At 67.0% G+C, this 19,891-nt stretch carries 18 protein-coding genes; 14 read left to right on the forward strand and 4 right to left on the reverse strand.

What is annotated here, in order from left to right; all coding sequences use genetic code 11:
* Positions 1-80: 80 nt before the first annotated feature.
* The 7 genes from PT015_RS23925 (at position 81) to PT015_RS23955 (ending at position 9,369) form a co-directional block, all read left to right on the forward strand.
* Positions 81-2,453: a WXG100-like domain-containing protein gene (locus PT015_RS23925; protein ID WP_285187747.1), complete on the forward strand. Its 2,373-nt coding sequence runs from the start codon at positions 81-83 to the stop codon at positions 2,451-2,453.
* 4 nt (positions 2,454-2,457) lie between these two features.
* On the forward strand, positions 2,458-3,048 hold the full coding sequence (locus tag PT015_RS23930) for a hypothetical protein (protein ID WP_285187749.1): 591 nt from the start codon (positions 2,458-2,460) through the stop codon (positions 3,046-3,048).
* A gap of 158 nt (positions 3,049-3,206) precedes the next feature.
* Positions 3,207-3,845 (forward strand): ComF family protein, encoded by a 639-nt coding sequence (locus PT015_RS23935; protein ID WP_285187751.1) that lies wholly within the window; start codon positions 3,207-3,209, stop codon positions 3,843-3,845.
* Between the two features lie 281 nt (positions 3,846-4,126).
* On the forward strand, positions 4,127-4,798 hold the full coding sequence (gene hpf / locus PT015_RS23940) for a ribosome hibernation-promoting factor, HPF/YfiA family (RefSeq protein ID WP_390888053.1): 672 nt from the start codon (positions 4,127-4,129) through the stop codon (positions 4,796-4,798).
* Positions 4,799-4,935: 137 nt separating this feature from the next.
* Positions 4,936-7,737 carry a preprotein translocase subunit SecA gene (secA, locus tag PT015_RS23945; protein WP_285187754.1) on the forward strand — a complete coding sequence of 934 codons (2,802 nt, stop codon included), beginning with the start codon at positions 4,936-4,938 and terminating at the stop codon, positions 7,735-7,737.
* Between the two features lie 5 nt (positions 7,738-7,742).
* On the forward strand, positions 7,743-8,225 hold the full coding sequence (locus tag PT015_RS23950) for a cation:proton antiporter regulatory subunit (RefSeq protein WP_285187756.1): 483 nt from the start codon (positions 7,743-7,745) through the stop codon (positions 8,223-8,225).
* A gap of 4 nt (positions 8,226-8,229) precedes the next feature.
* Complete coding sequence (locus PT015_RS23955; RefSeq protein WP_285187758.1) at positions 8,230-9,369, forward strand: cation:proton antiporter; 1,140 nt, start codon at positions 8,230-8,232, stop codon at positions 9,367-9,369.
* Between the two features lie 20 nt (positions 9,370-9,389).
* Here PT015_RS23955 and PT015_RS23960 read toward each other — a convergent pair whose 3' ends face one another.
* Positions 9,390-9,866, reverse strand: coding sequence for an Rv3235 family protein (locus PT015_RS23960; RefSeq protein WP_390888055.1), 477 nt, complete (start codon positions 9,864-9,866; stop codon positions 9,390-9,392).
* Positions 9,867-10,079: 213 nt separating this feature from the next.
* Here PT015_RS23960 and PT015_RS23965 point away from each other — a divergent pair, with 213 nt between their 5' ends.
* The 6 genes from PT015_RS23965 to PT015_RS23990 all read left to right on the forward strand — a co-directional run bounded on the left by PT015_RS23965 (position 10,080) and on the right by PT015_RS23990 (position 15,993).
* Entirely contained in the window at positions 10,080-11,480 is a 1,401-nt protein-coding gene (locus PT015_RS23965; protein ID WP_285187760.1) for a WS/DGAT/MGAT family O-acyltransferase, read from the forward strand.
* A gap of 15 nt (positions 11,481-11,495) precedes the next feature.
* Positions 11,496-12,323, forward strand: a complete 828-nt coding sequence (gene ppk2, locus PT015_RS23970) for a polyphosphate kinase 2 (RefSeq protein WP_285187761.1) — start codon at positions 11,496-11,498, stop codon at positions 12,321-12,323.
* A gap of 7 nt (positions 12,324-12,330) precedes the next feature.
* Positions 12,331-12,846 (forward strand): DUF6912 family protein, encoded by a 516-nt coding sequence (locus tag PT015_RS23975; protein WP_285191259.1) that lies wholly within the window; start codon positions 12,331-12,333, stop codon positions 12,844-12,846.
* Positions 12,847-12,927: 81 nt separating this feature from the next.
* The gene (locus PT015_RS23980) at positions 12,928-14,079 is read left to right on the forward strand and encodes a ferredoxin reductase (RefSeq protein ID WP_285187762.1); all 1,152 of its coding nucleotides are present in this window, start codon (positions 12,928-12,930) and stop codon (positions 14,077-14,079) included.
* Between the two features lie 84 nt (positions 14,080-14,163).
* Positions 14,164-15,450: a fatty acid desaturase family protein gene (locus PT015_RS23985; protein WP_285187765.1), complete on the forward strand. Its 1,287-nt coding sequence runs from the start codon at positions 14,164-14,166 to the stop codon at positions 15,448-15,450.
* Positions 15,451-15,459: 9 nt separating this feature from the next.
* Entirely contained in the window at positions 15,460-15,993 is a 534-nt protein-coding gene (locus tag PT015_RS23990) for a hypothetical protein (protein ID WP_285187766.1), read from the forward strand.
* 66 nt (positions 15,994-16,059) lie between these two features.
* On the opposite strand, the gene PT015_RS23995 is transcribed toward PT015_RS23990, so the two are convergent.
* Positions 16,060-17,088, reverse strand: coding sequence for an LLM class flavin-dependent oxidoreductase (locus PT015_RS23995; RefSeq protein WP_285187767.1), 1,029 nt, complete (start codon positions 17,086-17,088; stop codon positions 16,060-16,062).
* Between the two features lie 19 nt (positions 17,089-17,107).
* Here PT015_RS23995 and PT015_RS24000 point away from each other — a divergent pair, with 19 nt between their 5' ends.
* The gene (locus PT015_RS24000; RefSeq protein WP_285187768.1) at positions 17,108-17,596 is read left to right on the forward strand and encodes an SRPBCC family protein; all 489 of its coding nucleotides are present in this window, start codon (positions 17,108-17,110) and stop codon (positions 17,594-17,596) included.
* On the opposite strand, the gene rsgA is transcribed toward PT015_RS24000, so the two are convergent.
* Positions 17,593-18,573, reverse strand: coding sequence for a ribosome small subunit-dependent GTPase A (gene rsgA / locus PT015_RS24005; RefSeq protein WP_285187769.1), 981 nt, complete (start codon positions 18,571-18,573; stop codon positions 17,593-17,595). The genes PT015_RS24000 and rsgA overlap by 4 nt on opposite strands.
* Positions 18,570-19,850: a 3-phosphoshikimate 1-carboxyvinyltransferase gene (aroA, locus tag PT015_RS24010; protein ID WP_285187771.1), complete on the reverse strand. Its 1,281-nt coding sequence runs from the start codon at positions 19,848-19,850 to the stop codon at positions 18,570-18,572. Before aroA ends, rsgA begins: the two co-directional genes overlap by 4 nt.
* Positions 19,851-19,891 lie beyond the last annotated feature (41 nt).

The raw sequence follows: 19,891 nt of genomic DNA on the forward strand, positions 1-19,891 counted from the left end.
CCCGGCGGCACATTGGGTGACTTGTCGGCCCGGAATCTTTGGCTACGGTTTTTCTGTGTCGGATGTGCGGGTGACGTGGGGTGGTTAGGCTCGACGTCGATCCGCCGCGCCTTGCCGGCGCCGGCAGAAGCCTCGACTCCAAGACCGACGCTTTGGCATCCGCCGTGCGGGCACTCGAGTCGGCCTTGTCGTCGTCGGGTCAGATGTGCGGCAACGACCCGGCAGGCAAAGCTTTCGCGCTGAGTTATCGCCAAGGCGGCCAAGGGGTCTTTGTGGCGGCAGAGGCGGCCGTGAACGCGTGCCACAACGTCGGATATGGGATAGAAGTGTCTGCGTCGAACTACGCCCACAGCGAGGCGGCGTCGACGATCGGCGGTGGCGAACCTTCGGTTCAACCGCCCGGTCAGCCGTCCAAGTTCTCAGGTCCGAAAATGCCCAATCCCTTCGGCCCTGCGGTGGGCGAGCCGCTGCTGTGGGCGGTGGTGGCTGAGTTCGTGGGCAGCCCCTGGCCGGATGGCAACCCCGAGACCCTGCGTGACGCGGCGGGCGCGTGGCGGACCTTCGGCGCTGCCGTCACGGGAGTGAAGGGTGCCATCAGCGGCTGTTCGGCGGAACTGAGCGGACACGACATACCCGAATTGGCCGGCATCATCAACGCCGTCACGCAGTTGAGTTCCGGCGTAGGTGGTTTGGGCAAACAATGCGAGTCGATTGCATCGTCGCTGGACTCCTTCGCCGGCGAGGTGGAGGCGTCGCAGCAGGCGATCCGCGACCTACTGCACCGATTGAGCCTGTCGGGAATCCTGGAGGAACTGGGCAGCATCTTCAGCGGCCATAATCCGTTGGACGACATCAAGAAGATCGCTGACGACATCAAACAGATCTTGCATACCCTCAGCCGCGAGGCGGACGGCAGCTCGGCGTTGTTCAAGGCGGCGATGGGTGAACTAGACACTTTGACAACGGATTTCGAGAACTGGACGCGCAAGGAGTTCACCCATTTTCTGGGTGATCGGGTTGGCAATGCAGTCGCCGACTTCTACAACTCCGATGTCGACATCGTGGAGGGTCTCGGGAAGAGTGTCTTCGAAACTGTGGGCAGCTTGGGCGATTTGGCCACCCACCCCCAGCAGCTTCTCGACCTGCTGAAGCAGGCCAATCCCGAGTACCAGATCGCTCGCTGGGTGGCCGATCCAAAAGGCACGTTCGAGCACAACCTCGACGCGGTCAAGGGCCTTGTCGACGCCAAGGACTGGACCAGCGACCATCCGATGCGGGGGCTCGGCGACAACGTCGGAACCGGGCTGCAGTTCCTCATTCCGGGTGCCGGTGAGGCCAAGGCTGGCGCGGAAGGCGCCCGGGCTGCCGACGAGGCCGCGCAAGCGGCCAAAGCCGACGGGAAGGCGGCGGAGGGGCTGCTCGGCGGTGGCTTGAAATCCGATGTGGTCGGCCAAAGTTCGCGGATCGCGCACGATCTGGACGGCATCAAGGCCACCCCGGCGGAGCCCGGTGCTGTAAAGCCCGTCGATCCGGGTGCTGTGAAGCCGGCCGATCCCGCGCCAGGCAGGCCGTCCGACCTCAGCGGCGCTGCGAAGTCGGGAGAGCCTGGGTCGCCAGTGAAACCGGCCGAACCCGGTGCCGCGAAGCCGGCCGAGCCCGGCATTCATGAGCCGGCGCTGGCTGGTTCTGCTGCAGCGCCCGCCGAGTATGCGCCCGCGGGTGCACCCCACGACCTCAGCGGGTCGCCCGCGGAGCATGGTGCGGGCGCACCGCACTCTGTGCCCACAGAGGGCGGTCCGCACGGCGCCGATGGCGTTGGCCCTGCCAGCGGCGGTGATCCGTCGGGTGGGGCGAGGCGTGACCACGATGGCGGACACCTTCATTCAGAAGATCACGATCACCATCCCGGGGAGGGCGACCCGCTAAGCCCCGACGGGTCGGGCGACGAGATCCCGGAGCCTCTTTATCGAGATGAACCACTAGATACGGGGGAGTTGCTCGACCAGTACAAAGGCGAAGACGATCCAACCAACCCGGGTCGGTTTTTCGCGCCAAAGACGGTGCATTACATGACGCCCAGCGAACTAGAAGAGAGTCGTCTTTTCGCGCGGAATGGTTTGCTATACGGCGTATCTGACGGAATGCCATTCGATACGCGAAACGCTGCAACCCACTGGTCTGGAGATGGGCGAGCCATGTTCGTCATGGACGAGCATGGCAACATCTACGCGTCGCTCGAACAAGATGTGGGCCGACTTCACCATTCAAGCTTCCTAGGTGGCGCTCCAGTGGCGGGAGCGGGAGAGATTGAGGTGATCGACGGCGTTGCGACTTTGATCACCCGAAAAAGCGGCCACTACCTGCCGACAGAGGAACAGCTATCACAGGTCCGCGATATGCTCAGCGAGCAGGGAATAGACATCGGCGGAATAATCTTCGAAAGTGGGTTCTAGGACTGTGTCATCCAGGCAGTCAGCATCGCCGTGGCGGGGATATACAAACCAGATAGTTTATGGGACTGAACTTCAGTCGCCGATCGATGATGATTTACTCAATCGTCTCGCTGATGAACTGATCCGACAGCGCTACTTCAGGGATCCCGTCGAGAGCTACTACAAAGCGGCGGTCGATGCGCTGAAGTCTGGCGAGGATATTCGGCTCGACGATAGCCAAGACGAAGGCGCTGTACATGATTTGCTTACGCGCCTGCTGGTCGTGCTCGACGAACGCCGACCTTGGCCGGAGCCGGCATTTAAGGCACTGCCGGTTGAGGAATGGCGCGCGATAGCGGCAGCGCCGAAAATCGGCCAGATACCAGCGCGGCCGGTAGATGTTCAGGGTCGTCTTTATCGTAGCTTCGCCCATTATGAATGGGGCGGCCAAGAATTACGGATCCTCATCCTACGTCTGCGGTCGGGCCAAATAGTTGGCTTGCGTATCGGCTCACTAGCCCAGCCAAATGTCGACGTGTATAGCCCTTCGGACCCGGTTGAAGTGCGTGCAAGCTTGCAGGATTTGGGCTTAGATCTGCAAACCACAGTCGATTGACGCCGGTGTTTTAAGGTTTTGCCGAACTGGTTACGGTCGCAACCAAGAATTCCGCTGTGCGCTATGTTGACTTTCGATTTCCCGCAGAGCCATGAATGACCCCTTCTGTCCGCGCGCATACTCGCCTCCGTGTCATACCCCGCCGCCACACTGCAACCATGCTCGACCTCATCCTCCCCTTGGAATGCGGCGGCTGCGGCGCGCCGTCGACCCGGTGGTGTGCGGCCTGCGCCGACGAGTGGGCGCCCGGTCCCGACGCGCCGCGGGTGATCACCCCGCGAATCGACCCACAGGTTCCAGTGTTCGCGCTGGGCCGCTACGCCGGCGCCAGGCGGCGCGCGATCGTCGCGATGAAGGACCGCGGGCGCAGCGATCTGCAGGCACCGCTGGCCCGTTCGCTGGCGCTCGGCATCGACCGGCTGCTGCGCTGGGGTCTGCTCGACACGCCGTTGACGATCGTTGCGGCGCCGACCCGTGGTTGGTCGGCACGCCGGCGCGGGGGAGACCCGGTCGCCCGGATCGCCACCCTGGCCACCGCGGCGCACCCCGGCATCGACGTGGTCCGCGCATTGCGGATGAAGGCGCTGGCGCGCGACTCGGCGGGGCTCAACAGCGCGGCGCGCGAACGCAATATCGCCGGCCGGGTCGTGCTGACGCGCCGCCGCCTGCCGCCTGGCGCCGACCTGTTGCTGGTCGACGACATCGTCACGACGGGGGCGACGGCCCGCGAGTCGGTCCGGGTGCTGCATGCGGCGGGTGCACGAGTGACGGCTGTGTTGGCGCTAGCAGCGGCGTGAGCGATTGTGAAGAACTCGCAACAGGTCGGGCGAAATGCTGGCACCACCGCCGCCAGACGGTCTACCGTCGATCGCAAGCACCACAACGCTTCGGGGCAGCGCATCTGACCGCACCTCGAAGCGCCACCGTCGCGGTAGGGGGTGAATCTTCGACACCTTGCATCGGCGGGCGGCCAACTGGACATCTGACAAACCCGTCGACGCGATCATCTGATAGCCGGGCGCGCCAGCACGCGCGCAATGCGAGAGAAGGCGAGTTGTCAAGTATGTCAAGGCAAACCGTGGATTCCGGGCAGCTGCTAGCTGAACGTCCGATCGACGCCGACGAACACGAACCGGAGGCGCACGCCGAGGTCGTCGTCAAGGGCCGCAACGTCGAGATTCCGGACCACTTCCGCTTGTACGTCTCGCAGAAACTCGCCCGCCTGGAGCGATTCGACCGATCCGTGTACCTGTTCGACGTCGAACTCGACCACGAACGCAACCGCCGTCAACGTAAGTCCTGCCAGCACGTCGAGATCACCGCTCGCGGCCGCGGACCGGTGGTCCGCGGCGAGGCCTGCGCCGACAGCTTCTACGCCGCCCTCGAGGCCGCCGTCGCCAAGCTGGAAGGACGGCTGCGCAAGGTCAAGGACCGTCGCAAGGTGCACTACGGCGACAAGACGCCGACATCGCTGGCCGCCGCGACCGCCGTGCTGCCCGACCCCGAGCCGGTCTTCGACGACATCGAGACCCCGCACTTCGGCGAGCCCGACACCAACGGGCATCACCAGCCCGGTCGGGTGGTGCGCACCAAGGAGCACGAGGCCAAGCCGATGACGGTCGACGACGCGCTCTACGAGATGGAGCTCGTCGGCCACGACTTCTTCTTGTTCTACGACAGCCAGACCGAACGACCCACCGTGGTCTACCGGCGGCATGCCTACGACTACGGGCTGATCCGCCTGGCCTGATCACGACGCCGAGCGTCGACTTGTTGAGGGGATTTCACGCCATATCGCCCAACGAGTCGACGTTCGATGGGTAAACAAGCTCGTCACCTAGGATGGGAGACGCTTGAAGACCGCCATCTGATCTAGGGGACAAAGCTGTGCTGAGTAGGTTGCTGCGCGTTGGTGAAGGTCGCATGGTCAAGCGCCTCAAGCGGGTGGCCGAATACGTCAACACGCTCTCCGACGACATCGCCAAGCTCACCGACGACGAGCTGCGCGCCAAGACCGCAGAGTTCAAGAAGCGTCGCGCCAGTGGGGAGAGCCTCGACGACCTGCTGCCCGAGGCGTTCGCGGTGGCCCGCGAGGCGGCCTGGCGGGTGCTCGATCAGCGGCACTTCGACGTGCAGGTGATGGGCGGTGCCGCACTGCACTTCGGCAACGTGTCGGAGATGAAGACCGGTGAGGGCAAGACCCTGACCTCGGTGCTGCCGGCCTACCTCAACGCCATCAACGGCAAGGGCGTGCACATCGTCACGGTCAACGACTATCTCGCCAAACGTGACAGCGAGTGGATGGGCCGGGTGCACCGCTTCCTCGGCCTCGACGTCGGCGTCATCCTGGCGCACATGACGCCCGACGAGCGCCGCGTCGCCTACGCCGCCGACATCACCTACGGCACCAACAACGAGTTCGGCTTCGACTACCTGCGCGACAACATGGCCCACAGCCTGGACGACTGCGTGCAGCGCGGCCACAACTTCGCGATCGTCGACGAGGTCGACTCGATCCTGATCGACGAGGCCCGCACCCCGCTGATCATCTCCGGACCGGCCGACGGCGCATCCAACTGGTACACCGAGTTCGCCCGCCTCGCCCCGCTGATGGAGAAGGACACCCATTACGAGGTCGACATCCGCAAGCGCACGATCGGCGTGCACGAACTCGGCGTCGAGTTCGTCGAAGACCAGCTCGGCATCGACAACCTCTACGAGGCTGCCAACTCGCCGCTGGTCAGCTACCTCAACAACGCGCTGAAGGCCAAGGAGCTGTTCGCCCGCGACAAGGATTACATCGTCCGCGACGGCGACGTGATCATCGTCGACGAGTTCACCGGCCGCACGCTGGTCGGCCGCCGCTACAACGAGGGCATGCACCAGGCCATCGAGGCCAAGGAGCGCGTCGAGATCAAGGCCGAGAACCAGACGCTGGCCACCATCACGCTGCAGAACTACTTCCGGCTCTACGACAAGCTCTCCGGCATGACCGGCACCGCCGAGACCGAGGCCGCCGAGCTGCACGAGATCTACAAGCTCGGCGTGGTCGCGATTCCCACCAACCGAGAGATGGTCCGCGCCGACCAGACCGACCTGATCTACAAGACCGAGGAAGCCAAGTACATCGCCGTCGTCGACGACGTCAGCGAGCGCTACGAAAAGGGCCAGCCGGTGCTGATCGGTACCACCAGCGTCGAGCGCTCGGAATACCTGTCGCGGCAATTCCAGAAGCGCCGCATCCCGCACAACGTGCTCAATGCGAAGTACCACGAGCAGGAGGCCAGCATCGTCGCCGAGGCCGGCCGCCGCGGCGCCGTCACAGTCGCCACCAACATGGCCGGGCGCGGTACCGACATCGTGCTCGGCGGCAACGTCGACTTCCTCACCGACCTGCGGCTGCGCGCCCGCGGCCTGGACCCGGTCGAGACGGCCGACGAGTACGACGCGGCCTGGCACGAAGTGCTGCCGATCGTCAAGGAAGAAGCCGCCGCCGAGGCCACCGAGGTGACCGAGGCCGGCGGGCTCTACGTGCTGGGCACCGAGCGGCACGAGTCGCGCCGCATCGACAACCAGTTGCGCGGCCGCTCCGGCCGCCAGGGTGATCCGGGCGAATCGCGCTTCTACCTGTCGTTGGGCGACGAGTTGATGCGACGGTTCAACGGCGCCGCGCTGGAGTCGCTGCTGACCCGGCTCAACCTGCCCGACGACGTGCCGATCGAGGCCAAGATGGTCACCCGCGCGATCAAGAGCGCGCAGACCCAGGTCGAGCAGCAGAACTTCGAGGTCCGCAAGAACGTCCTCAAGTACGACGAGGTGATGAACCAGCAGCGCAAGGTCATCTACGCCGAGCGCCGCCGCATCCTCGAGGGCGAGAACCTGCAGCAGCAGGCGCACGACATGCTCGTCGCGGTGATCACCGCCTATGTCGACGGTGCGACCGCCACGGGCTACGCCGAGGACTGGGACCTGGAGAAGCTGTGGGAGGCCCTCAAGACGCTGTATCCGGTCGGCATCGACCACCACACGCTGATCGACGACGACGCGGTCGGCGAGCCCGGTGAGCTGACCCGCGAGGAGCTGCTCGACGCGTTGATCGAGGACGGTGAAAAGGCTTACGCCAAGCGGGAAGCCGAGCTCGAGGAGTTGGCCGGCGAGGGCGCGATGCGTCAACTCGAACGCAACGTGCTGCTCAACGTGATCGACCGCAAGTGGCGCGAGCACCTCTATGAGATGGACTACCTCAAGGAGGGCATCGGCCTGCGGGCGATGGCGCAACGCGACCCGCTGGTCGAATACCAGCGCGAGGGCTTCGACATGTTCTCCGGCATGCTCGAGGGCCTCAAGGAGGAGTCCGTCGGCTTCCTGTTCAACGTCGCCGTCGAGGCGGTGCCGCAACAGCAGGTCGGGCCGGTCGATGCGCCGGAGGGGCTGGCCGAGTTCGCCGCCGCGGCGGCCGGTGGCCAGCAGGGCGAGGGCACCCGTGAACCCGCTCCGGCATTGCGCGCCAAGGGGATTGACAACGAGGCGCCGCAGCTGACCTACACCGGCCCCGCCGAAGACGGCTCGGCGCAGGTGCAGGGTAACGGCGGCAACTCGCAGGCCGGTGGGGGTACCCGCCGCGAGCGTCGCGAGGCGGCCCGGCGCCAGGGCAGGCACGCCAAAGCCAAGCCGACGAAGCGCCGCTGACGACCATGGACGTCAAAGAGGTCCTGCTGCCCAGCATGGGCGTGCGCTACGAGTTCACCAGCGCCCACGGCGAGCGCATCGGGATCGTGGCGCGCCGCGGCGGCTACTTCGACGTGGTGCTCTACGACGAGAAGGATCCCGACGAAGCCCGCCCGGTGTTCCGGCTCACCGACGAGGAGGCCGACGCCGTCGCGCAGATCCTGGGTGCGCCGCGCATCGCCGAGCGCTTCACCGAGTTGACCAAGGAGATCCCCGGGTTGGAGGCCGGCCAGGTGCACATCCTGCCGGGCAGCATCTTCGTGGACCGGCCGCTGGGCGACACCCAGGCCCGCACCCGCACCGGCGCCTCGATCGTGGCCATCGTGCGCAACGACGAGGTGCTCGCATCGCCGGCGCCGGCCGAAATACTGCGTGCCGCAGACGTTTTGATAGTTGTCGGCACCGAAGCCGGCATCAGCGGCGTGCAGCGAATCATCCAAAAAGGCTGAGCTTGTGCAGATTTCGGCGCCGCTGCTCCTGCAACTCGGCGCGGTTCTCACTGCGCTCGCGTTGCTGGGTGCGCTGGCCCGCAGGTGCGCCCTGTCGCCGATCCCGCTGTACCTGCTGGCCGGGTTGTGGCTTGGCACGGGCGGTATCCAGCCGGTCACCGAGGCCAGCGTGTTCATCAAGACCGGTGCGCCCATCGGTGTGGTGCTTCTGCTGCTGACCCTGGGCCTGGAGTTCTCCAGTGCCGAGTTCGCCGCCAGCATGAAGCAGCACGTGCCGTCGGCACTGGTAGATGTCGTGCTGAATGCGACGCCGGGCGCGATCGCGGCCTGGCTGATGGGGTTTCCGGGCATCGGGATCCTCGCGCTGGCCGGGGTGACCTACGTGTCGTCGTCGGGTCTGATCGCGCGGCTGCTCGAGGACCTCGACCGGGTTGGTAACCGCGAGACGCCGGCGATCCTGGCGGTGCTGGTGCTCGAGGACTTCGCGATGGCGGCGTACCTGCCGGTGTTCGCGGTGCTGGTCAGCGGCGGCACCTGGCTGAAAGCCTTGCTGGGCATGGTCATTGGCGTCGGTGCGTTCTGGACCGCGTTCGTCATCTCGCACCGGTGGGGCCACTACTTCGGCCGGCTGGTCGGCTCTCAGGATTCCGAGCAACTGCTGCTGCGGGTACTCGGTGTGACGTTGATCGTGGCCGCGCTGGCCGAAGAGGTGCACGCATCGGCCGCGGTCGGCGCGTTCCTGGTCGGCCTGACCGTCACCGGCGACACCGCGCGCCGGGCCAGGCAGGTGTTGGGCCCGCTGCGCGATCTGTTCGCCGCGATCTTCTTCCTCGGCGTCGGCATCGGCGTCGATCCCCGCGCGCTGGCGCCGGCCCTGCCGGCGGCGATCGTGCTCGCGGTGGTGACCAGCGCGGCGAAGGTGGCGACGGGGATGTACGCCGCGCGCCGCGACGGTGTCGCGCGACGCGGGCAGTTGCGCGCCGGTACCGCGCTGATCGCCCGCGCCGAGTTCTCGCTGATCATCATCGGCCTGGCTGGGACGGCGATCCACGGCCTGGCGCCGGTGGCGATGTCTTACGTATTCGTTGTCGCGGTGCTCGGGCCGGTGCTGGCCCGGTTCGGCGGCGGGCCGCGCCCGGTCTGAAATGGCCGGCTAGGTCTGATTTAGCCGATGTGCAGCGCGACCACCTGCCAGCGACCGGCCCGTTGCTCGATGCGGCAGGCGATCGCGTGCGAGCGTTCGCCGCGGCGGTAGCTGCCGAACACCTCCGCCGCGGCCGGGCCGACCGGCTGCAACCGCACCCGGCGCAAGACCGCGACGCCGTGGCGGGCGCCGTCCATCCGGTTGGCCGCCAACACCGAGTCGACGAGTTCGCGGGCGAGCAGGCCGGTGAGGTGGGCGATCGGGCGGCGCCGGTCGATGACCTCCAGCACCCGGCGCAGCGCGGCGTCGGCGAAGGCCACGGCCTGGGGCATCGGCGCGGCGGGTGCGGGATACCGTTGGGGCGCATGGGTATTGCGCTTGCGCAATGCGCCGGGCGAGGGCGCCCGGCAGTGCCGGACGTCGAGCGCGGGCGGCTCGCAGTCGACGACGGGGCCGACCGCGACGGCGCTGCGCTCGGACGGATTGGAACTTCGCAACACTGCACTCTCCCGCGACAGGTGAAGGGCCGGACACGCTGGCCTGCTGGAGAGTGGCAGACGCTGCTGCTGCGTCGACCCGCGTGCGTGGATCATCGCACAATGGCAGCTCCCACGTATTCGCCGTGTGCCGTGCGCCACGGCGAGGATGGGCCGGTTTCGGGCATATTGGTCTTCAGACCGATTCACCGGAGCAACTAGGGAAGAGGCGACGTGACCCGTTTGTCTGCTGCGGACGCCTCCTTCTACGAGCTGGAGAGCTCGACGACCCCGCTGTACGTGGGTTCGTTGTCGATCCTGCGCGCACCCCGCGCCGGGCTCAGCTACGAGACGCTGCTGGCTACCGTCGAGCGCCAACTGCCCCAGGTGCCGCGCTACCGGCAGAAGGTGCGCCAGGTCACCATGCGGCTGGCCCGCCCGGTGTGGGTCGACGACCACGACTTCGATATCACCTATCACGTCCGGCGCTCCGCGCTGCCGTCCCCGGGCAGCGACGAGCAGCTGCACGAGCTGATCGGCCGTCTCGCCGCCCGGCCGCTGGACCGGTCGCGTCCGCTGTGGGAGATGTATCTGGTCGAGGGATTGGCCAAGAACCGGCTGGCGCTCTACACCAAGTCGCACCAGGCACTGATCAACGGCATGGGCGCAATGGCGCTCGGCCACGTCATCGCCGACCGCAACCGCCGGCCACCGGCGTTCGTCGAGGACATCTGGGTGCCACACCGCGAACCCGGCGCCACGCAGCTGCTGCTCGGCGCGATCGGCGACTGGGCGACCCGTCCTCAACAGCAGATGAGGGCCGTCCACAGTGGACTGCTGGAACTGGTGACCAACTCCAGCAAGGTGGTCGAGACCGGCCGCCGATTGTTCGACGTCGCGCGCACGCTGGCCCGCGGCAACGCCCCGAGCAGCCCGCTGAACACCACCGTGTCGCGCAACCGGCGCTACACGGTGGCGGTCGGACGACTCGACGACTACCGCACCATCCGGTCGCGGTACAACTGCGATGTCCACGACGTGGTGCTGGCGGTCGTGGCCGGGGCGCTGCGCAATTGGCTGCTGTCCCGTGGCGAGGTCCCGGACCCGACCGCGACGGTTCGGGCGATGGCGCCGCTGCCGATCTACGAGGCCTTCGACTCCTCCAACCGGGGGCAGGCGATCAGCCAGGTCGCCCCGTTCCTGGTGGATCTCCCGATCGGGGAGGGCAACACGGTCGTGCGGCTCTCGCAGATAGCCCACGCCACCGAGATCAACCCCACCGCGGCCAGTCTGGTCGACGCGCGCACCATTGCGACGCTGTCCGGCTTTGCGCCACCGACGTTGCACGCCATGGGAACTCGCGTCGCGACCAGTCTCTCGCCGCGGTTGTTCAACCTGTTGATCACCAACGCGCCCGGCACGCAGTCGCAGATGTACGTCGCCGGAGCCAAGCTGCTCGAGACCTACGCGGTGCCGCCACTGTTGAACAATCAGGTGCTGGCGATCGGCGTGACCTCGTACAACGGCATGCTGCATTTCGGCATCAATGCCGATCGCGACGCGATGAGCGACGTCGACGTCCTGCCGACGCTGCTGGCCGAATCGCTCGATGAACTGCTCGAAGCCGCTCAGTAGTCCTACGATTCGATGGTGAGCAAGGCGGAGAAGAAGCAGCCCAAGTTGTCGAACAAGGTCTATGAGGCCGAATTATTCAGGCTGCAAACGGAATTGGTGAAGTTGCAGGAATGGGTGCGCGCTGAAGGCATTCGCATCGTGGTGATCTTCGAGGGTCGTGACGGAGCGGGCAAGGGCGGCACCATCAAACGGGTCACCGAATACCTCAACCCGCGCTACGCGCGTATCGAGGCACTGCCCGCACCGACCGATCGTGAACGCGGGCAGTGGTACTACCAGCGGTACGTCGCGAAATTGCCCACCAAGGGCGAGATCGTCCTGTTCGACCGGTCCTGGTACAACCGCGCGGGCGTCGAGAAGGTGATGGGTTTCTGCACTCCGCAGGAGCATGCGCTGTTCCTGCAGCAGACACCGATTTTCGAGCAGATGCTGATCGACGACGGAATTCTGTTGCGCAAGTACTGGTTTTCGGTGTCCGAGGACGAGCAGTTACGCCGTTTCCGCGCCCGGCGCAACGACCCGGTGCGGCAGTGGAAACTCAGCCCGATGGACCTCGAATCGCTGTACAAGTGGGAAGACTATTCGAAGGCTCGCGACGAGATGATGGCCTACACCGACAAGCCTTCCAGCCCTTGGTATTTGGTGGAGTCAGATATCAAGAAGCACGCCCGGCTCAACATGATCTCGCATCTGTTGTCCACCATTGACTATCACCCGGTGAAGCTGGAAAAGGTGAAGCTGCCGTCGCGTCCGATCAAGACCGGCGACTACCAGCGGCCACCGCGCGAGTTGTCGACCTACGTCGACGACCACGTCGCGACGTTGATCGGCGACTCCGAGTGAGTGCTGCCTGATGCGGATCTACATCCCGGTGACGCTGGCCATGTTGCAGCAACTCGTCACCGATTCCGCGCTGCGGCCGATCAGCGGCACCGCGTTCGCGGTTACCCCGAAGCTGCGCGAGTCCTACGCCGAGGGTGACGACGACGAGCTCGGCGAGGTGGCGCTACGCGAGGCTGCGCTGGCGTCGCTGCGGCTGATGGCCGGCGCCGCAGAGGGTCCGGAGAGTGCCGGCGACTTGCCGCCGCGGCGCGCGGTGTTGGTGGCCGATGTCGGCGACGTCACACTGCGTCCAGATCTGGACGACGCGGTGGTGCGGGTCGGGGGCCCGGTGACTCTCGACGAGGTGGTCGCCGCGTTCGTCGACAACGCCGCCGCAGAAGCGCAGGTCAAGGCCGCTATCGAGGTGATCGACGCCGCCGATCTGGGGGACGAGGACGCCGAGCTGACCGTTGGGGATGCCCAGGATCACGACCTGGCCTGGTACGCCACTCAGGAGCTGCCGTTCCTGCTGGAACTGCTGTAACTCACAGCTTCGTGATAGCTACGGAACCGTAGGTTACGGTACCGTAGGTTCTGTCCCCAGTGAGAGCCAGGAGTTCCCCCAATGGACAGAAAAGTGTCGCGCGCTGCCGCTGACGTCATCGAGACGCAGCCCATTACGCTTGCCGGCGTGGAAACCCATCCCGGCTGGCATGCGCTGCGCAAACTCGCCCACCGCATCACGACGCCGCTGCTGCCGGACGACTACACCCGTCTCGCCAACCCGCTGTGGTCGGCGCGTGAACTGCGCGGCCGCATCGTCGAGGTGCGCCAGGAGACGAGTGACTCGGCGACGTTGGTGATCAGGCCGGGCTGGGGATTCAGCTTCGACTACGAGCCGGGTCAGTACATGGGCATCGGGCTGCTGATGGACGGCCGCTGGCGCTGGCGCTCGTACTCGCTGACGTCGAGCCCGCTGACCTCCGGCCCGCACCGCGGCGCCAAGACGGTGACCATCACGGTCAAGGCGATGCCCGAGGGCTTCCTGTCCAGTCACCTGGTCGACGGGGTTCAGCCCGGAACGATCGTGAGACTGGCTGCCCCGCAAGGCAATTTCGTGCTGCCCGACCCGGCGCCGCCGGCCGTGCTGTTCCTCACCGCCGGTTCCGGCATCACCCCGGTGATGTCGATGTTGCGCACTCTGGTCCGTCGGGATCAGATCACCGACGTGATCCACCTGCATTCGGCGCCCACCGCGGACGACGTGATGTTCGGCGCGGAACTCGAGCGACTGGCCGACGAGCACCCCGGCTACCGGCTGCAGTTGCGCACGACGCGCACGCAGGGTCGACTGGATCTGTCGAAGCTCGACGCCGAGGTGCCGGACTGGCGGATGCGGCAGACCTGGGCCTGCGGGCCCGAGGCGATGTTGAACTCCGCCGAGCAGTCTTGGGCCGCGGCCGGCCTCAAGACGCGCCTGCATTTGGAGCGGTTTGCCGTGTCGAAGGCGGCCCCGGCCGGCGCCGGCGGCACAGTCACGTTCGCCAAGACCGGGAAGAGCGTCGCAGCCGACGCCGCGACGTCGCTGATGGACGCCGGCGAGCAGCAGGGTGTACAGATGCCGTTCGGCTGCCGGATGGGTATCTGCCAGTCCTGCGTGGTAACCCTGACCGAGGGCCACGTCCGCGACTTGCGCACCGGCGAAGAGCGTGAGCCCGGGACACGAGTGCAGACCTGCGTTTCCGCCGCTTCGGGCGACTGTACTCTCGACGTTTAAGAGTTACCGACTAGTAACCTACGCTGACGTAGGTTACGATAACGTAGGTCAGGAACTCCCACCTGCAGGAAGGCAACCAGCACGATGGCGATCACCGACCTCGATGTCTTTGCGCATCTGACGGACGCCGACATCGAGAATCTGGGCGTCGAACTCGACGCCATTCGGCAGGACATTGAAGACTCCCGAGGCGAGCGCGACGCTCGCTACATCCACCGCACCATCGCCGCGCAGCGCGCGCTCGAGGTCGCCGGCCGGCTGCTGCTGGCCTTCGGCAAGCGCCGCTCCGCCTGGTGGGCGGGCACCGCGACTCTCGGCGTGGCCAAGATCGTCGAGAACATGGAGATCGGCCACAACGTCATGCATGGCCAGTGGGACTGGATGAACGACCCCGAGATCCACTCCTCGTCGTGGGAGTGGGACATGGCGGGGTCGTCCAAGCACTGGCGGTTCACTCACAACTACGTGCACCACAAGTACACGAACATCCTCGGCATGGACGACGACGTCGGCTACGGCCTGCTGCGCGTCACGCGTGACCACCCGTGGCAACGCTTCAACCTGTTCAACCTGGTCTACAACACGCTGCTGGCCCTCGGCTTCGAGTGGGGAGTCGGGCTGCAGCACGTCGAGATCGGCAAGATCGTCAAGAAGCGGATGGATAACGACGAGGCGCGCGAGCGCGTTGACGAGTTCCTGGTCAAGGCCGGCGGACAGGTGTTCAAGGACTACGTGGCGTTTCCGGCGCTGACGTCGGCGTCGCCGTGGGCGTCGTTCAAGTCGACGCTGAAGGCCAACATCGTGGCCAACCTGATCCGCAACGTGTGGGCCAACGCGATCATCTTCTGCGGCCATTTCCCCGATGGCGCAGAGAAATTCACCAAGACCGACATGGATGGCGAGTCGAAGGGGCACTGGTACCTTCGCCAGATGCTCGGCAGCGCCAACATCGACGCCGGCCCGGCCATGCGATTCATGAGTGGGAGCCTGTCTCACCAGATCGAGCACCACCTGTTTCCGGATCTGCCCAGCAACCGGTACGAGGAGATCGCGGTGCGGGTCCGCCAGATCTGCGAGAAGTACGACTTGCCTTACACCACAGGGCCTTTCCTGGTGCAGTACGGCAAGACGTGGCGGACGATCGCGAAGCTGTCGCTGCCGGACAAGTACCTGCGCGACACCGCCGACAATGCACCGGAGACCCGCAGTGAGTCGATGTTCGCCGCACTGGAACCCGGCTACACCGGCACCGACCCGTCGACCGGACGCCGCCGCGGCTTGAAGACCGCGATCGCCGCGGTGCGGGGTTGGCGGCGGAATAAGCGGACCGCGGACGAGCAAACGCCCGGACGGGACGACCTCGCCGCATAAGCTGGCTCGGTGGACTCGGGCAATGTAGTCACCGCGCACCCGATCGTCGAGGCCGTGCTGGACCGGCACCGCGATGCGCTGGGCGAACACCGGTCGGCCTACGGCAATCACGTCTACCGCAGCCTCACCTATCACCAACTGCTGCTTGGCTTTTCGGTGCCCGACACCGCGGCCCTGGCGTGGGCGACCCACGACCTAGGCATCTGGACCGCGGACACCTGGGACTACCTGGGACCGTCGGCGGATCTCGCGGAGGCCTACGCCGGCGAGTACGGGATCACCGACATCGACCAGTTGCGCGCGCTGGTCACCGAGCACCACCGGCTGCGGCCGCTTCGTGATGCGCGCGTCACCGAGACGTTTCGCCAGGCCGACCTCATCGACGTCAGTCGCGGCGTGCTGACCCAGGGGGTCGGGCGAGCGGCGGTGCGAGCTGCCGTCAAGGCGTTGCCGTACAACGGCTTTCACGCGTTTCTGGCGAAGGGACTGTCCGGCTACGCGTTGCGGCATCCGCTGCGCCCGCTCCCGATGCTGCGTTTCTAGTCGCCGCGAAACAGAAGCCAGGGTCGCGATTCGCGCCGATTCACCGCCGTGGCTTCGGGTTCGCGGTCAGCCGGCGAGCGCGACCAATCGCTGCAGGGCTTTCAATTGCTGATCGTGGTCGCCGTCGAGTTTGGCCAGCAGCGTGGTGATGCCGGCCGACCGGTAGCGGTCGATGCGCTCGGCGATAATCTCTTCGGCGCCAAGCAGATTCGTCAGCCTACCGAGATCCAGCGGCACCGCGGCGCGGGCCTCGTCGCGGCGGCCCTCCCGCCAGAGCCGGGCGACGGTCTTGACCTCGTCGGCGTAGCCCAGCCGGCTGAAGGCGTCGTTGTAGAAGTTCTGACCGCCGGAACCGCCTGAGCCCATCGCGCCGATCGTGAACGCGTACCCGTCGGCGTGTCGGCGGGCGGCCGCATCGGCCGACGCCTGGTCGTCGTGGAACTCCACAGCGACGGGTGCGACGAGGTCGAGGTCACCCAGCGTTCGCCCGGCCCGGTGCGCGCCGTCGCGCAACGGCCCGAGGAACACTTCGGCCGCCTCGGGGATGAATGCGTTGCCCAGCCACCCGTCGGCCGTCTCGCCGGTCAGTTCGAGATTCTGCGGACCCATCGACGCGACGTAGACCGGGACGTGCCGCGGCCGCACCATCGGCTTGAGCGCCGCGCCGCGACTGTCCGGCAGCGGCAGCGGGTAGACCTCGCCATCGTGCTCGAGGCGTTCGCCGCGGCTGACCGTGCGGACGATCTCGATGGTCTCCCGGGTGGCCTGCACCGGCTTGCGGAAGCGGACGCCGTGCCAGCCCTCCATCACCCGCGGCCCCGACGTGCCGATACCCAGCAGGAAACGTCCCGCCGACAACTCCTGCAGGCTCAGCGCCGACGTCGCCAGCAACGCCGGGCTGCGTGAACCCAGTTGCACGACAAAGGTTCCCAGCCGGATCGACGATGTCTTGGCGGCCAGGTAGGCCAGCCCGGTCAGCGCGTCGTAGCCCCACACCTCGGGGATCCACAGCGACGAGACGCCGGCCTGCTCGGCGGCCATCGCGAAGTCGGCGGCGCCGGGCAGTCGAGGTTCGATCATTGCGCCGATCTGCATGGCTGGCATGCTAATCAGCATGCGCTATCGCGATCTACCCACCATCGAAGTGACGCAGCGCGTGAAGTGTGACGTCCCCACCGCGTGGGCGCTGGTGACCGACATCAACCTGCCGACCAAGTGCTCGTCGGAACTGCGCGGCGTCGAGTGGCTCGACGGCGCCACCGGCGTGGAGGTGGGCGCGCGGTTCCGTGGGCGCAACGTGAACGAAGCCATGGACTGGTCGACGGTGTGCGAAGTTGTCGAGGTCGACGCCCCGCACCGCTGGGTCTACAACGTCCAAGGTCCTGAGGGCCCGTGTGCGACGTGGGCATTCGAGGTCGAGCCGACCAGCGACGGCGCACTGATCCGGCAGTGGGGGCGGATGGGACCGGGCCCGTCGGGCCTGACCCCGGCGATCCTGTCCATGCCGGACAAAGAGGCACGAATCATCGCCACCCGGCTGGCCGAATGGCAGACCAACATGCAGGCCAACCTGGAGTGCATTCGCGCCGAGGTCGAGGGCTAACTCTCCCGCAGCGCGGTCAGCAGCCGTCGCGCCGCGGCCACCCGGCGCACCGCCGGGCCGGTCAACTCGTCCAGTGCGCATTCGGGATCGGCGGGCGGACCCAGGTGTCCACAGCCGCGGGGGCAGTCCTCGATCGCCTCGGCCAGGTCGGAGAACGCCAGCACCACGTCGTCGGGCTTGATGTGGGCAAGTCCGAACGAGCGGATCCCGGGGGTGTCGATCACCCAGGTGTCGTCGTCGAGTGGCAGCGCCACCGACTGCGTCGACGTATGCCGCCCCCGGCCTATGTCGGTTACCTCGCCGACGGCCCGGTCCGCTTGCGGCACAAGGCGATTCACCAACGTCGACTTACCCACCCCGGAATGTCCCAGCAGCACCGTGATTTTCCCGGTCAGCAGGTGCGCCACCGCGTCCAGCGGGTCGTCGCGGCCGGCGGTGATCACGGTCAGGTCGAGGTCGGCGAACTGCGCGGCAAAGGGTTCGGCCGGGGCGAGGTCGGTCTTGGTGAGGCACAGTATCGGTGTCAGGCCGCCGACGTAGGCGGCGATCAGCGTCCGGTCGACCAACCCGGTGCGCGGTGGGGGATCGGCCAGCGCCACCACGATCAGTACCTGGTCGGCGTTGGCGACGACCACCCGCTCGTACGGGTCGGTGTCATCGGCGGTGCGCCGCAACACCGTTCGCCGCTCGCCGCGACGGACGATGCGCGCCAACGTATCCGGGCGCCCGGAGAGATCGCCGACCACGTCCACGTCGTCGCCGACCACGATCGGGGTGCGGCCCAACTCCCGCGCCCGCATCGCCGTGACCCGTTGCTCGGCATCGCCGTCGAGGGCGCAACCCCAGCGGCCACGATCGACACTGATCACCATCGCCGACTCTGCGTCGGCGTGCTCGGGGCGGGTTTTGGTCCGCGGCCGGGAGCCTTTCCCGGAGCGGATCTTGGCGTCGGACTCGTCGTAGTCCTCCGGTTTCAACCGCTCGACCCCAGCATGTCGGCCCACATCCGCGGAAAGTTCGGCAGCGTCTTCGCGGTGGTCTCGATGTCCTCGACCTGCACTCCGTCGACGCGCAGGCCGACGATCGCCCCCGCGGTCGCCATCCGGTGGTCGGCGTAGGACCGCCACAGCCCCGCGCGCAGCGGCGTTGCGATGATCTCCAGCCCGTCGGCGGTCTCGCGGCAGTTGCCGCCGAGCCGGTTTATCTCGGTGCTGAGTGCGGCCAGTCGGTCGGTCTCATGGCCACGCAGGTGGGCGACGCCGGACAGCCGCGACACCGAGCCGTCGGCGGCCAGTGCCGCGAGGACCGCGACCGACGGAGTCAGCTCGCCGACGTCGCGCAGGTTGACGTCGAACCCTGGATAGGACTGCGGACCCCGCACTTCGAGATACGAACTATCTTGCGTCACAACGCAATTCAATTTTGCGAGGATGCTCAGGATGGTATCGGCGGGTTGGATGCTGTCGGCGGGCCAACCGGTGATGCGGACCGCGCCGCCGCTGACCACCGCTGCGGCGATGAACGGCACGGCGTTGGACAGGTCCGGCTCGATCGGCCAGTGCCGCGCCGCGACCGGCCCGGGACGGATGCGCCACTGGTTGGCCGTCGCGTCGTCGACCTCGACACCGGCCTGGCGCAGCATCGCCACCGTCATCGCTATGTGCGGCGCCGACGGCAGGGACGGGCCGACGTGCCGTACTTCCAGCCCGTCGGTGAACGAGGGCCCGGCGAGCAGCAGGCCGGAGACGAACTGCGAGGAGGCCGACGCGTCGATGTCGACCGCGCCGCCGGCGACCTTGCCCGCGCCGCGCACCCGGAACGGCAGGTCGGCGCCGTCGATGTCGACGCCGAGACCGCGCAGCGCGTCCAGCAGCGGCGCGATCGGCCGGGCACGGGCCTGCTCGTCGCCGTCGAACGTCACCTCGGACAGGCCCAGCGCGGCCAGCGGCGGGACGAATCGCAGCACCGTGCCGGCCAGGCCGCAGTCGATGCGGGCTGCGGCCGCCGGGGCGATGGCCCCGCTGACCTCTAGCTCGTCAGCCGGCCCGGCTACCCGCAGGCCGAGGGCTTCCAGAGCGCCGATCATCAGGTCGGTGTCGCGGCTGCGCAGCGCGCCGCTGATGGTCGAGACGCCGCCGTTCGCCGCGGCCAGCGCCGCGAGCACCAGCGCGCGGTTGGTCTGCGATTTCGAGCCCGGCACCGACACCGTTGCGTGCACCGGCCGCGACGCGATCGGGGCGGGCCAGGTATTCACGTGCTCCATTCTGGACTAGCGGCGATCGCAGGCGCGGCGGG

Origin of the sequence: Candidatus Mycobacterium wuenschmannii (genome assembly GCF_030252325.1) — a bacterium.
In the GTDB taxonomy this organism is placed as follows: Bacteria; Actinomycetota; Actinomycetes; order Mycobacteriales; family Mycobacteriaceae; genus Mycobacterium; species Mycobacterium wuenschmannii.